The following is a 12,551-nucleotide window of genomic DNA, read 5'->3' as shown; positions in this document are numbered from 1 at the left end:
ATCGATGGCTAAGATCATGAACCTTGACGGCACCCAGCAGCTCGACCTCACCCGCGGCACGGTCGAGCAGGCCTACGATCGCTGGGCGCCCGTCTACGATCTCGTGTTCGGCGGCGTGTTCGCCAAGGGCCGGGCGGCCGCGATCGCAGCCACCAACAAGATCGGGGGCCGTGTGCTCGAGGTCGGTGTCGGCACCGGCATCTCGCTGCCGCTCTATGCGCCGCACCTGCGCATCTTCGGCACCGACATTTCGGAAGCCATGCTCGACAAGGCGCGCCAGCGCGTCGCCGAGGGCAAGCTGAAGAACGTCGAGGGGCTCGCGGTGATGGACGCCGAGAAGCTCGAATTCCCCGACAACTCGTTCGACGTGGTGATGGCGCAGTATGTCGTCACCGCCGTGCCGAATCCGGAGAAGGCGCTCGACGAATTCGCTCGCGTGCTGCGTCCCGGCGGCGAGCTGATCATCCTGACCCGGGTCAGCGCGGATGCCGGCATGCGCCGCTTCATCGAGCAGAAGCTCCAGCCGGTGGTGCGTCCGTTCGGCTTCCGCACTGCCGAGTTCGCCTGGTCGCGCTATGCGAAGTGGCTGGCCGGTGCCAAAGGCGTCGAGCTCGCCGAGCGCCGCCTGATCCCGCCGCTCGGTCATTTCTCGCTGGTGCGCTTCCGCAAGGTCGACGTCGCCAAGGCGGCCTGACTGTCGCTCCTCATGGTGAGGAGGCGCGAAGCGCCGTCTCGAACCATGAAGGCCCCCGCTGCTGCAGCTCGGCCTTCATCCTTCGAGACGCGCGTGCCGCGCTCCTCGGGATGAGGAGAGAGAGTAAGACGTGCGTCATCGCGCCGCTGCACATCGTCACATGACAAAATGATGATGTCACACGGCCTACATCGAATCCCTGTAAATCCTGAACCCGAAAGCATTTGGGGGAGAGCATGATCAAGAACTATCTCGAGCAGCTGCGGATCCAGCGCTGGGACGACCATCGCTACTATCACCACAGCCGCATCAATCAGAGCCTGCACTTCGTCAGCGCGCTGAGCTTCCTCTTCGCCTATGTCTGGCTGTTCATCGATCCCGTGGTCTCCGCGCTGGTCGGCTGGCTGGTGTCGATGACCTCGCGCCAGGCCGGTCATTTCTTCTTCGAGCCGCACACTTACGACCACATCAACCAGGCGACGCACGAGTACAAGGAAGAGATCAAGGTCGGCTACAATCTTCAGCGCAAGGTGGTGCTGATGGCGATCTGGGCGCTGTCGCCGCTGGTGCTGGTCGTCGATCCGACGCTGTTCGGCCTGTTCACGCCCTGGGCCAGCGCGACCGACTTCATGCGTCAGGTGGCGAAGATCTGGCTCGTGGTCGGCGGCGGCGGTCTTCTGTTCCGCACCGTGCACCTGTTCTTCATCCGCGACGTCGAGACCGGCCTCGTCTGGATGACCAAGATCCTGACGGATCCCTTCCACGACCTGATGCTCTATCGCGGCGCTCCGCTCGCTTTGATGCGCGGCGAGCTGATGGACCCCGGCCTGCACCTCAACCCCGAGCACACGCTGGGCCTCATCAACGAGCCCGTGCTCGAAGAGCAGCACGCCTGAGCGCGCGGCGCACACGACACACTCCGATGTCTGATGGTTACGTCATGCCCGGCCTCGTGCCGGGCATCCACGTGTTGGTGGCTGCGAATGCGGTGCTTCCTTCGCCTCGCCCCGCTTGCGGGGAAGTGGCATCGAGCGCTGCCACAGATGCCGTCATTCCGCGATGGTCCGAAGGACCAGACCCGGAATCTCGAGATTCCGGGTTCGGCTCTTCGAGCCGCCCCGGAATGACAGTAGTTACGTGGGCAGAGCCAGCCTCAGCGCCCAAACCGCCTGGCCAGCATCTCTCTCAAAATCTGCCGCTTGATGTTCTTGTTGGTCAGCACGCCGTCGTGCCACCAGAAGCCATCCGCCTTCATATTCCCGGCGGCGCGGACGAAGCGTTCGGCGACCTCGGTGAAATCCGCATCGGTGTAGTTGAGGCTGAAGATCAGCCGTCCGGTGCCGACCCAGCTCAGCGCCAGGCCTTCAGCGCGCAAATAATATTGCAGCATCCAGTTGTAGCGGGACGGCGTGGTGTATTTCACCGTCCAGATCGACGAGAAATTGGCGAACCGCACCGGCAGGTCGGCGCCCTCCATCATCTCGTTGAGCTTCCTGACGCGGCCGTTCCAGGTTTCCTCCAGCCCGTCATAGACAGCGCGAAAATTCGGGCTGGCGAGCCGGCTCAGGAACTCGTCCATCGCGGTCATGACGTAGGGATGCGAGTTGAAGGTGCCGCGGGCAAAGCAGATGTCGGCGGGACGATCGTCGCGGAAGCGGCGCATCAGTTCGCGTTTGCCGCAGACCACGCCGACCGGCAGGCCGCCGGCGAGGCTCTTGCCGTAGGTCACCATGTCGGCCTTGACGCCAAAATATTCCTGGGCGCCGCCGGCGGCGAGACGGAAGCCGACGAAGACCTCGTCGAAGATCAGCACGATGCCGCGCTGGTCGCAGACCTCGCGCAGCTTCTTCAGCCACTCCGTGTAGGCGGCACGATCGAAATTGCCGCCGCGCGAGGAATCGACCAGCGAGGAATCGCCGGGCGCGTTGGCGTTCGGGTGCAGGCCCTGCAACGGATTGACCAGCACGCAGGCGATGTCCTTGCGTGTGCGCAGCACATGCAGCGTCTTCTCGGACATCTCGGAGAGGGTGTAGGTCTCGTGCGCGGGGATCGGATTGCCGACGCCAGGCTGCACGTCGCCCCACCAGCCGTGATAAGCGCCGGCGAAACGAACCAGATGCGTGCGCTTGGTGTGGTAGCGCGCCAGCCGCACCGCCTGCATCACGGCCTCGGTGCCGGACATGTGGAACGAGACCTCGTCGAGGCCCGAGATCTGGCAGAGCCGCTGCACGTTCTCGAGGATGACGGGGTGGTAGGGGCCGAGGACGGGACCCAACGCATGCGCCCGCTTCTCGGAGCCCTCGATGCATTCCTTGTAGAAGTCGTTGCCGAAGATGTTGACGCCGTAGGACCCCGTGAGGTCGTAGGAGGTGTTGCCGTCGACATCAGTGACGGTGACGCCGCTGGACGATTCCATGAAGGTCGAGGTGCCCAGGTGCTCGCGGACGAGGCGCGAGAACTGGAACGGCACGCGGTAGCTCTCGGTGAAGTTGAGGTCGGAGATCGTCTCCGCCGCCTCCTTCGTCATCGCGCGACCCCTGGGGTAGCGCTCGGCGTAGAGCTTGGCGAGGCGGAAGAAGGCATCTCTGCGCTGCTTCACCACGTTGTCAGGCGCACCGTCGCAGCCGAAGTATTTGTCGCCCTCGAACTCGTAGAACGGGAGCAGCTTTGCCACCCGGCGCGACATCTTGGAGTGCCCCGCGAGCGAGCGGTGCTTGGCGCGGGAGAGTTCGACCCGCGCCTTGATCTTCGGGAAGACGGCGGCAGCAGACGCTGCGGCGGCCACGGACATCGAGAGAATCGGGAGTGTCGTTTCCATGACAACAAGCGCTAATACTGTGAGCTGACAGATTCATGACAGTCAAAGCCCTCATCGCCTCTTTCACCCAGCAGGAAGACCTCAACTTCCTGTTGACCAACCGCATCCCCCGCGCGGCGCTGACCCGCTTCATGGGCTGGTTCTCCAAGATCGAGAATCCCCTCGTGCGGGACTTCTCGATCGCGCTGTGGAAGCTGTTCTCCGACCTCGATTTGTCGGAGGCGCGCAAGACCCATTTCAGGAGTCTGCACGATTGCTTCACCCGGGAGCTGAAGCCGGGCCTGCGGCCGTTTGATTCCGACCCATCCATTGTTGCCAGCCCATCCGACGGCATCGTCGGTGCCCATGGGAAGATCGCCGACACCGAGCTGTTCCAGGTCAAGGGCGCGCCCTATTCGCTGCTGGACTTGCTTGGTGACTCAGCGCTGGTCGAGCAGCACCGCAACGGCTCCTTCGTCACGCTGCGGCTGACGTCGAGCATGTATCACCGCTTCCACGCGCCCTATGACGCGCATATCGAGCGCGTCACGCTGATCCATGGCGACGTCTGGAACGTCAACCCGATTGCGCTGAAGCGGGTCGAGCGTCTGTTCTGCAAGAACGAACGCGCGGTGATCCGGACGCATCTTGCGACCGGCGAGGCGGTGACGCTGGTGCCGGTCGCCGCGATCCTGGTTGCGAGCATCCGCCTGCACTTCCTCGACATGGTGCTGAACGCGCAGACCCGCGGGCCAGTCAACTTTCCCTGCGACGTCAAGGTGAGCAAGGGCGAGGAGCTCGGCTGGTTCGAGCATGGCTCGACCATCATCATCCTCGCGCCCGGCGATTTTACCTTCTGCGATGGTATTGGCGAAGGCACGCGCATTCGCGCGGGTCAAGCGCTGCTCAGGAGAAAGTAGCCTTCAATCCGCCGCGCCCGCCACCTATATCGTCTTTCGGGGACGACGATACTGGATGTGAGCGATGGCGCGGGCGCCGGTGATGGCGGCGGGTGGTATTGTGCTGCGGCGGGGAGCGGTGCCGCTGGTTGCAGTCGTGCGTCAGCGCAAGCGCAATGAATGGGTCCTGCCCAAGGGCAAGCTCGACGACGGCGAAACGCCGAAAGAGGCCGCGCATCGCGAGGTGCTGGAGGAGACCGGCCACGCCGTCGCCGTGCACGAGTTTCTGGGCACGCTGGTCTATCAATCGGGCGGCCGCTCAAAAGTCGTGCATTTTTGGCGGATGGAGGCCGACGGCGGCCCGGTCCGCAAGCTGACGAACGACATCAAGGCGGTCGACTGGCTGACGCTGGACGATGCGATCGCGCGCCTGTCGCGCGAATACGAACGCGCCTTCCTGACTCAGATCGGCCCGATCGCGCTCGCGGCGGCAGGACTGGCGCCATCGCCGGCACTGGAGCCGACGCTGGCGGCGGACGATATTGATGCCGCCATGCAGACGTTGACGCCGGCTGAGGCGGCTTCCGTTGATGAGTTGCGACATGGTTTGCTGCAGAAGGTGAAGGCCTGGCTGCGCGGCGAGGCGTGAGCTGTCGCGCGCTGCTCGCGGACGAATCTGCATCCGCCAGTTGGTGCAGTTGAGATCGTACTCGCTCCTTCCAAATCGTCATTGCGAGCGTAGCGAAGCAATCCAGAGTTCCTCCGCGGAAAGATTCTGGATTGCTTCGCTGCGCTCGCAATGACGGAGGAGAGAGCCGCCGCGTTGATGCTGCACCCGCGCCCCTTGTAAGGGGAGAAGGAAGGCTCACCGCCGCTCATTCTTGTCCTTCGGAGCTGGCGCTGGTTTACGCTGCGCTGCAGGGCGCTGGGCTCCCGGGACTCGTTGCTGGAAGCCGCCTTGGCGTTGCACGCCCGGCTGTTGAGCCACGGGCGGCTGGCCGGGCTGCAGGCCGGTGCGCGGCGTTTGCGGCCGCGGACCAGGCTGCTGCGTCCCGCCGGGTTGCGACGGCACGACTCCTCCGGACGGAATCTGTCCGCCGCGCTGAGGCTGGGTTTGCGGCGCGCTATTGGGCGGCGTGCCATGTCCAGGGCGCGGTGCACCGGGACGTCCTGCGCCTTGCTGCTGACCTTGTTGCTGCTGCCCCTGACCCGCGCGCTGGCCACCCGGCTGCACCGTGCCGCCTTGTTGTCCCTGGCCCTGCCGCTGCGGCGGTTGCGCGCCTTGGCGGCCCGGCGTGCCCGGCTGCTGCTGGCCCGGTCGGTTGTTCTGGCCGGGCTGGCCGTTCGGCCGCAATTGTTGTTGTTGCGGCGGTTGCGCCGGCCGCGGAATGCGGCTGATCGCGGCCGGGTTGGCGCGGCGGAAGTCGCGCTGCTCGGTCACGATCTGCCGGCCCGTGGTCTGGGCCAGATGCACCTGGCTGACGAAGCCGCGGTCGCGTGCGATCTGCTGCGCGGGAATCGTGATCGGCACGGCCGCAAAGCGCATGCCGGCGCCAGCCGCGCCAGCACGAATGGCAAAGCCGCTCGCGGCTTGCGTCAGCGCGCCGAGCCGCGCGCCGCTAGAGCGGTCGTTGACCTCGATGTGGCCGACCCGGCCGTCGGCGTCGGGATAGAGTTTTATGTTGACGTTATTCGCAGTGTTCGCAGTCGCGTTTTCGGGCACGTCGACGACGCCCGTGGTGCCGCGGATGCCGAGCGTCGCGGTCGGCGTCGCGATCTTCATGTCGCCGGTCTTCGCCACCGCAGCCGCAACGAAGGCGACCGTGCCCTTGCCGATGTCGAAGATCGCCGAATTCTGCTTGCCGCCGTCCTCATAGACGTAATTGTCGATGGTGATCTTCGCGCTGGCGGAGAGGTTGAACGTCGTCGCATCGTTGAAGGTGATGCCGAGCGAGGAGTTCGACGAGGTCTGCACGATATCGTTGAGATAGATGTCGTCGCGCACCTTGAGCGGATACGAGTTCTTGTCGCGGATCACTGTTGCGATCCCCGTGACGGTGGCGACGTTGCCGATCGGCTCGACGGCGGTGGATTGGGCATCGGCGGCCGGTGTCGGCGAGGCTGACGGTGCCGGGGAGGGCGTCGGCTGGGCCTGCGGCTGTGCTTGCGCAAGCTCGATCGCGTCGGACGCATATGCGGAGTTTGCGCCGGCCAGCGGCAAGGCCAGCAGCGGGAAAGCAAACACGAAGCGGCGCCAAGCCACCATTGAAGTCACGAGGATGTCCCGGTGAGAACGCGAGGCGAGATCGGCCGATATCAGCCACATCAGGCTGAATGGCGGATGAACATTTATCGCACGGGAGGAGCGAACGTTCAAACGCCACGTCCCGGTGTCAGGGACGTGGCGCCATCATAAGAACAAGAAGGCTCGTCAGCCGCAATGCCTTCGGTGTCAGCTCACGCGCTTCCAGGTCTGGCCGCCGCAGAACATGCCGCCGAAGGCGCAGCCCTGCACGCGCATCGCGTTCGGGCCCTTCATCGCGATCGTGGAGTCGTAGTTGCGGCCGGAGTCGGGATCGTGGATGCGGCCGCTCCACTTCGCACCATCGGGCTTCATGTTGATCAGGATGCGCTCGTTGGACTTCACAGCGTAGCCGCAGAGATTGGCGCCGCACTGCTCGACACGGACATTGCCCTTGTTCTCTTCGGTCGCCCACACGCCGATCGGCGAGTTCGGGGCGGCCACAGGCGCGGCAGCGACCGGAGCCGGAGCTGCAACAGGCGCGGGCTGTGCCGTCGTATCGACTGATGGCGCGGCGGCGGTCGGCGCGGGCGCGGCGGGAGCAACAACGGGGGCTGCCGGTGCGGTCGCCTGAACCGGCGCCTGCTGCGCGGGCTGCTGCTGCACCGGAGCCGGCGCGGGCTGCGTTGTCGTGGCCGGAGCCGGCGTGGTGTCGACGTCATCGTCCTTGGAGCCGCCGAGACCCTTGAGGTTGATGTTGTTCAGCTTGATCGGCTTATCCGACAGGCCAGGGGCGACGATGGTCACGCAGTTGAGCGAGGCGCAGTTGCGCGGCGTCTCGATGCGGATGTGCTGGCCCTCGATCTGGAACGAGATCGAATTGCCGGCATGCGCGGCGGCGGTCGAAGCGAGGAAGAGCGCGGTGGCGGCGATGGTGAGCTTGTTCATGACAACCTCCGAAATTGCGCGGTCCCGAGATGGACTGAAGTCGTTGGTGGATGAAGCGTGGTTCGACCCTAAACCGGGCCGGTCCCGCCTTCCGTGACGGACGTCACAACGGTCCGCCGCTGCCGGGGTGAGCCAGCGCACATTCAGCCGCGGTTCGCCCCGCGTAACCTTGCCGCGACACGACAGGAGGCGCCGATGCAGCGGCTTGCGACTTCGCTTGGCCTATTGATCGCACTGACGGCGATTGCGCCGGCGGCCCAGGCCGGCTCCTATTCCTTCTCGATCGGCGGGCACCGGTTCCGGGTCGAGTCGCCCAGGAATTGCCGGTCCACCTCCTGTGTTTCGTTTTCGAGCCGCAGTCTTCGGACGACGGAAGAGGTCAACAGGACACCGCCCGCGCCGCCTGCGCCGATTGTCCAGGCGCCGCAGCCGGTCACTCCGCCCGCTTCGGTCCGGCCGTCGCAGCCGGCTGTGGTCGCGCCACCACCGGCATCGACCGCCCCCGTCCTTGCCGCGACGACCTCGCAGCCCGTTGTGCCGCCGCCGGCGCCAAGACCTGAGCCAGCAAGACTTGAAGCGCCGAGTCCCGCCCCGCCGCGGGTTGACCTGCAACGCGTGGATCCGCCGAAGGCCGTCGCGCTCGATCCGCCGCGCGTGGCGCCGCCGGTGATTGCCACTGGGGCCGAGAGCACGCAGGGCACAACGATCGCACAGCGCAGCGACGACGAGGCGACCTATTTGCCGCTGGGCGAGTGGGAGAGCGATGGCGCCAAGGGCACGGTCCGCATCGAGCGCTGCGGCCCCGCGCTGTGCGGCTATGCGCTGACCGAAACGTCGAACCGCGGCGAGAGCGTGCTCGTCAACATGAAGCCGAAATCGCACGACGTCTGGACCGGCAGCATCTACAGCCGCGCCAGCGGCAACGCCTATTATGCGAGGATGACGCTGAAGAGCTCCGGCAGGCTTTACGTCGAGGCCTGCGCACTCGGCCGCTTCTGGTGCTCCGGCAACGACTGGACGCGCGTCGAGGAGCAGCAGGAGAAGATGGTCACGACGTCGTGGCAGCGGGGTGCGCGGTCGTAGTGTTTGGCTTACCCTCCCCCCTTCCAGGGGAGGGTGGCAGCGTCGTCCTGTCCAATTTGTAATCGTCCTGCACCGAACCTGCGACTGTCTTGCACGCGACCGATGGCTGACGACACGTGCAAGGGAGAGCCGACATGAAACGCATCAGCCTCATAGCGGCGCTGCTGATCGGCAGCGCGATTTCGGCACACGCCGACACCGACATCTGGAATAATGTGCTGAAGCAGAAGCGCGGCGACGATGCGCTGCATGTCGACAGTGCGTTCTGTGATGCGCAAGTTGGCGCGCCGCAGAACGGCACGGCGACATCGGCACAATACAAGCGCTGCATGCGTTCGCGCGGCTGGCGCTTCAGCCACACGCGTCGCGAGAAGGACGATCGCTATCCCGACCCTGACAATCCCGGCATGATGTGTCGCGACTTCAAGATCGGCGGCATCACGGGTTCGGAGTGCTCGAATTTCTGATGGGCCACGTCGACATGCTGCGGCTGCGCGATGCGTCCAGCCGGGCAAGCCCGCGGTACCGTCGATGAAATCCCTAGATCATGCCGAGCACGATGGCGGCGACAAAGGCCATGGCGAGGTACGCGGTGACTACGCTCAGTCTCCCGGCGAACGTCATGAGGTCGCTTCCTCCATGCGCGCCGTTTGGCGCGCAGCCCTTATGGTTAACAGAAAGTCTCTTTTCGAAAAAGTCAGCCTTGCTGTCGCTCGTCTTCGGCAGCAACCGGCGCCGATCGCGCCCGGTATGGTTAAAGAACACTGAAATCAACGTGTTGAAGAGTCTTTAAGTAAATTCACCGAACGTGCGTGCATGACGCGCGGAGTTCGTTTGTATCTCGTCGGCTCCATCGTCCTTGTTTCGCTAGCGGGTTGCGGACGCGGCTTCTTCCAGGCCGAACGTGAACCATGGCGGGCCGAGGCCGAGGCCGCATGCATGAAATCAGGCGCGGTGAAAGAGGGACCGGATCTCGTCCGCATCGACCCGATCTCCGGGCCGGGCAGCTGCGGCGCGGAGTTTCCGCTCAAGGTCGCCGCCATCGGCGAAGCCTCGAGTACCTATGGTTTCGCCGACGAGACGTTGCGCCCGCCCGGCAGCATCGGCAACCAGCCGCGCTGGCCGGTGCAGCCGCAGTCGAACTACCCGCAGAGCCAGAATTATCCGGCATCGTCCTATCCGCAGCGGTCGACCTATCCCGAGAGCGCGGTGCGCCAGCCGTCCGGTTATGGCGCCTCGTCCGGGCCGATGTCGCTGAACGCGCCCGGCGTCGCGCCGCAGGAGGACGAGATCGACCTGCCGCCCGAGGGCACCGATGCCGCGGGTGCGGCGCGCTACATGAATGCGCCGAGCTATCCGGCGCGATCGGCCGCGCCTTATTCGCAGCCGCCGGCCCAGCAGCCGCTGCCGCGCCTTGGTCCCGCGCAGGGCAATCCCGTCACCGCCGTCGGCCCCGTCGCGATCAAGCCGACCGCGACGCTGGCCTGTCCGATCGTGTCCGAGCTCGACCGCTGGCTCGCCGACACCGTGCAGCCGTCGGCGATGCGCTGGTTCGGCGCCCGCGTCGCCGAGATCAAGCAGATCTCCGCCTATTCCTGCCGCGGCATGAACGGCAATCCGCACGCCCACATCTCCGAGCACGCCTTCGGCAACGCGCTCGACATCTCCGCCTTCGTGCTCGCCGACGGCCGCCGCGTCACCGTGAAGGATGGCTGGCGCGGCATGCCGGAAGAGCAGGGTTTTCTGCGCGACGTGCAGTCGGGCGCGTGCGCGCATTTCACCACGGTGCTGGCGCCGGGCTCGAACGTCTATCACTACGATCACATCCACGTCGATCTGATGCGCCGCGCCAGCCGCCGCCTGATCTGCCAGCCGGCCGCGGTGTCGGGCGAAGAGGTCGCCGGCCGCGCTCAGCAGCGCAATCCCTACGCGGGCAGGCGCGATCCCTATGTCACGGGTTCGCTCGGAACGCGCAAGAGCACGCGCAAGCAGGAAGAGGATGACTACGCCGACGATTAGCCGGAGGCAGCTTCTCTTGTAGCCCGGGTGAGCGCAGCGATATCCGGGACAGGCTTCCCGCATATCGCTGCGCTCATGCGGGCTACGGTTGCGTCAATCGAAATGCCCATCGTCCGCTATCTCACTCACCCGCAGGTGCAGATCCGGCCTGATGTGCCCGTGCCGCAATGGGGCCTCAGTCCGATCGGGCGTGCGCGCACCGAAGCTTTGGCGAATGCAAGCTCGCTCGCAAGCATCACGCAGATCGTCGCGAGCGGCGAACGCAAGGCGATCGAGACCGCGGAGATCATCGCCGGCCGGCTCGGCCTCATGATCGAGACCCGAGAAGCCATGCATGAGAACGACCGCTCGGCGACCGGCTTCCTGAAGCCGGCCGAGTTCGAGACGGTCGCCGACCAGTTCTTCGCGGAGCCTCATCTCAGCGTCCGCGGCTGGGAGCGCGCCGTGGATGCGCAGGCGCGCATCGTGCGCGAGGCGGAAACGGTGCTGGCGCGCGACCGTCCCGGCGACGTTCTTTTCGTCGGCCACGGCGCGGTCGGCACGCTGCTGTTCTGCCACTATGCCGGCCATCCCATCGATCGCGCCTACGATCAGCCCGCCGGCGGCGGGCACGTCTTCGCGTTCGCACGCGAGGGGCGGCAGATCTTGCACGGCTGGCGCAGGATGGAAGAGATCGGGGCGTAGCGAGAGTTACGTCGCAGCCGGCTTCGACGGCGCAGGAGCCAGCCCCATGCAGCGCTGCACCTCGGCCGGGACGTTGTAGGTGCGCATGATATGGCGGCTGTCGCGCAGGCCGGTCGCCTCACGTTGCACCACGAACATCCAGAGCGCCTGGCCGGCTTCCATCACCAGCTTGCGCCGCGCCGGCTGCATCGAGGCCGGTGTCCCCGTGGCGGCGTGAGCGGTGTCGAACTCGCGCAAACGCGCCAGTGCCTGTTCGAGCGTGCGGCCCATCCGACCAAGCGCCGAGGCCTGTTCCTGGACGATCTCGTAATGGAGGATATCGACAGGCGGGCGAAGATCACGGGACATGCCGCAAATATAATGCCGCGGAAGCGGCCTGCGCAACGCGTCGGCCGCTCGCTGCTATTTCGCTTGATAGGCCGCCAGGAACATCCGCGTCGCGCTGTCGACCACCTCGGTCATGCGCTCTTCCGACGGCGCGGGCGCGGCCTGGAAGACGAAGGGCAGGAACAGCGAAGCCTTGCACAGTTCCATGAACTGCGAGGCCGCAAGGTCGCAATCGTCGATCCTGAGATCGCCGGAGGCGACATGGGTTTTGAGATAATCGGAGAGGCGGTTGATGGTCTTGTCCAGCACCCGCGCATAGTAGCGGCGGCCGACATCGGGCATGCGCTCGGCGATCGCCATCACGGTGCGGATCGCTGATCCGCCGCCGGGCCGGCACAGCAGGTGGATGTAGGCCCGGCCGAAATCCTTCAGCGTGGTCTCGGCATCGCGCACCGGATCGAAATTGAACACGACCTGGCCGTGCTGGAGCGCCTCCTGCTCGAGGATGGCTTCGAACAGCGCGCATTTGTCGGCGAAGTAGACGTAGAGCGTGCCCTTGGAGACCTGCGCGGCACGCGCGATCTCGCCCATGCTGGCGCCGTCGAACCCGAGATCCATGAACACCTTGCGGGCGCCGTCGAGGATCTGGCGGCGCTTGGAGCTGTCCTCGTCCTGGATGACGTGGAGACGTTCGCTGGCAGCTACAACCATTGGTTCAGGGTCTCGGAAGGTTTCTGGACGAGGTACCGAACTATGAAACGCAAATAAAGATTCGGGCCAGTAGGGTCCCGACCCGAGATAATATGTATATTGACCGAACCGTTCGGTCAATGATATCTGATATGAGCGAAAGGAACC

14 protein-coding genes are annotated in these 12,551 nt (G+C 65.4%); 8 read left to right on the top strand and 6 right to left on the bottom strand.

All coding sequences use genetic code 11. The features are described from left to right. Positions 1-4: 4 nt before the first annotated feature. Together JQ603_RS12125 and JQ603_RS12120 are read left to right on the top strand one after the other, a co-directional pair. Complete coding sequence (locus JQ603_RS12125; RefSeq protein ID WP_212339693.1) at positions 5-694, top strand: class I SAM-dependent methyltransferase; 690 nt, start codon at positions 5-7, stop codon at positions 692-694. Between the two features lie 236 nt (positions 695-930). Next, on the top strand, positions 931-1,590 hold the full coding sequence (locus JQ603_RS12120) for a hypothetical protein (RefSeq protein ID WP_212339692.1): 660 nt from the start codon (positions 931-933) through the stop codon (positions 1,588-1,590). A gap of 257 nt (positions 1,591-1,847) precedes the next feature. On the opposite strand, the gene JQ603_RS12115 is transcribed toward JQ603_RS12120, so the two are convergent. Continuing rightward, the gene (locus JQ603_RS12115) at positions 1,848-3,512 is read right to left on the bottom strand and encodes an aminotransferase class III-fold pyridoxal phosphate-dependent enzyme (protein WP_212339691.1); all 1,665 of its coding nucleotides are present in this window, start codon (positions 3,510-3,512) and stop codon (positions 1,848-1,850) included. A gap of 35 nt (positions 3,513-3,547) precedes the next feature. Between JQ603_RS12115 and asd the strand changes: the two genes are divergently transcribed. Together asd and JQ603_RS12105 are read left to right on the top strand one after the other, a co-directional pair. Beyond that, positions 3,548-4,411, top strand: a complete 864-nt coding sequence (asd, locus tag JQ603_RS12110; protein ID WP_212339690.1) for an archaetidylserine decarboxylase — start codon at positions 3,548-3,550, stop codon at positions 4,409-4,411. Positions 4,412-4,475: 64 nt separating this feature from the next. Continuing rightward, positions 4,476-5,039 (top strand): NUDIX hydrolase, encoded by a 564-nt coding sequence (locus JQ603_RS12105; RefSeq protein WP_212339689.1) that lies wholly within the window; start codon positions 4,476-4,478, stop codon positions 5,037-5,039. A 216-nt stretch (positions 5,040-5,255) separates the two neighbouring features. Here the strand turns inward: JQ603_RS12105 and JQ603_RS12100 are convergent, their stop codons facing one another. Continuing rightward, the gene (locus JQ603_RS12100; protein ID WP_212339989.1) at positions 5,256-6,656 is read right to left on the bottom strand and encodes a FecR family protein; all 1,401 of its coding nucleotides are present in this window, start codon (positions 6,654-6,656) and stop codon (positions 5,256-5,258) included. A 186-nt stretch (positions 6,657-6,842) separates the two neighbouring features. After that, entirely contained in the window at positions 6,843-7,580 is a 738-nt protein-coding gene (locus JQ603_RS12095; protein WP_212339688.1) for a DUF2147 domain-containing protein, read from the bottom strand. A gap of 615 nt (positions 7,581-8,195) precedes the next feature. On the opposite strand from JQ603_RS12095, the gene JQ603_RS38420 reads away from it, so the two are divergent. Next, complete coding sequence (locus JQ603_RS38420) at positions 8,196-8,663, top strand: DUF2147 domain-containing protein (protein WP_349630732.1); 468 nt, start codon at positions 8,196-8,198, stop codon at positions 8,661-8,663. Positions 8,664-8,797: 134 nt separating this feature from the next. Further along, positions 8,798-9,130 (top strand): hypothetical protein, encoded by a 333-nt coding sequence (locus JQ603_RS12085; RefSeq protein WP_212339686.1) that lies wholly within the window; start codon positions 8,798-8,800, stop codon positions 9,128-9,130. Between the two features lie 73 nt (positions 9,131-9,203). Here JQ603_RS12085 and JQ603_RS12080 read toward each other — a convergent pair whose 3' ends face one another. Then, positions 9,204-9,437 carry a hypothetical protein gene (locus tag JQ603_RS12080; protein ID WP_212339685.1) on the bottom strand — a complete coding sequence of 78 codons (234 nt, stop codon included), beginning with the start codon at positions 9,435-9,437 and terminating at the stop codon, positions 9,204-9,206. A gap of 42 nt (positions 9,438-9,479) precedes the next feature. Here JQ603_RS12080 and JQ603_RS12075 point away from each other — a divergent pair, with 42 nt between their 5' ends. Then, a complete protein-coding gene (locus JQ603_RS12075; protein ID WP_212339684.1) occupies positions 9,480-10,682 on the top strand; it encodes an extensin-like domain-containing protein in 1,203 nt (400 codons plus the stop codon). 102 nt (positions 10,683-10,784) lie between these two features. Further along, positions 10,785-11,366 (top strand): histidine phosphatase family protein, encoded by a 582-nt coding sequence (locus tag JQ603_RS12070; RefSeq protein ID WP_212339683.1) that lies wholly within the window; start codon positions 10,785-10,787, stop codon positions 11,364-11,366. 6 nt (positions 11,367-11,372) lie between these two features. Here JQ603_RS12070 and JQ603_RS12065 read toward each other — a convergent pair whose 3' ends face one another. Both JQ603_RS12065 and JQ603_RS12060 read right to left on the bottom strand, forming a co-directional pair. After that, positions 11,373-11,714 carry a DUF6665 family protein gene (locus JQ603_RS12065; protein WP_212339682.1) on the bottom strand — a complete coding sequence of 114 codons (342 nt, stop codon included), beginning with the start codon at positions 11,712-11,714 and terminating at the stop codon, positions 11,373-11,375. 54 nt (positions 11,715-11,768) lie between these two features. After that, complete coding sequence (locus tag JQ603_RS12060; RefSeq protein ID WP_212339681.1) at positions 11,769-12,404, bottom strand: TetR/AcrR family transcriptional regulator; 636 nt, start codon at positions 12,402-12,404, stop codon at positions 11,769-11,771. Positions 12,405-12,551 lie beyond the last annotated feature (147 nt).

The organism is Bradyrhizobium liaoningense (genome assembly GCF_018130825.1).
GTDB lineage: Bacteria > Pseudomonadota > Alphaproteobacteria > Rhizobiales > Xanthobacteraceae > Bradyrhizobium > Bradyrhizobium liaoningense_B.
This window is presented reverse-complemented; position numbering and strand designations above follow the sequence as displayed.

Excerpts from the sequence above, each read along its gene's own strand:
- JQ603_RS12125 (WP_212339693.1), top strand. The coding sequence starts at position 5 with ATGGCTAAGATCATGAACCTTGACGGCACCCAGCAGCTCGACCTCACC.
- JQ603_RS12120 (WP_212339692.1), top strand. The coding sequence starts at position 931 with ATGATCAAGAACTATCTCGAGCAGCTGCGGATCCAGCGCTGGGACGAC.
- JQ603_RS12115 (WP_212339691.1), bottom strand. The coding sequence starts at position 3,512 with ATGGAAACGACACTCCCGATTCTCTCGATGTCCGTGGCCGCCGCAGCG.
- asd (WP_212339690.1), top strand. The coding sequence starts at position 3,548 with ATGACAGTCAAAGCCCTCATCGCCTCTTTCACCCAGCAGGAAGACCTC.
- JQ603_RS12105 (WP_212339689.1), top strand. The coding sequence starts at position 4,476 with ATGGCGCGGGCGCCGGTGATGGCGGCGGGTGGTATTGTGCTGCGGCGG.
- JQ603_RS12100 (WP_212339989.1), bottom strand. The coding sequence starts at position 6,656 with ATGGTGGCTTGGCGCCGCTTCGTGTTTGCTTTCCCGCTGCTGGCCTTG.
- JQ603_RS12095 (WP_212339688.1), bottom strand. The coding sequence starts at position 7,580 with ATGAACAAGCTCACCATCGCCGCCACCGCGCTCTTCCTCGCTTCGACC.
- JQ603_RS12085 (WP_212339686.1), top strand. The coding sequence starts at position 8,798 with ATGAAACGCATCAGCCTCATAGCGGCGCTGCTGATCGGCAGCGCGATT.
- JQ603_RS12075 (WP_212339684.1), top strand. The coding sequence starts at position 9,480 with ATGACGCGCGGAGTTCGTTTGTATCTCGTCGGCTCCATCGTCCTTGTT.
- JQ603_RS12070 (WP_212339683.1), top strand. The coding sequence starts at position 10,785 with ATGCCCATCGTCCGCTATCTCACTCACCCGCAGGTGCAGATCCGGCCT.
- JQ603_RS12065 (WP_212339682.1), bottom strand. The coding sequence starts at position 11,714 with ATGTCCCGTGATCTTCGCCCGCCTGTCGATATCCTCCATTACGAGATC.
- JQ603_RS12060 (WP_212339681.1), bottom strand. The coding sequence starts at position 12,404 with ATGGTTGTAGCTGCCAGCGAACGTCTCCACGTCATCCAGGACGAGGAC.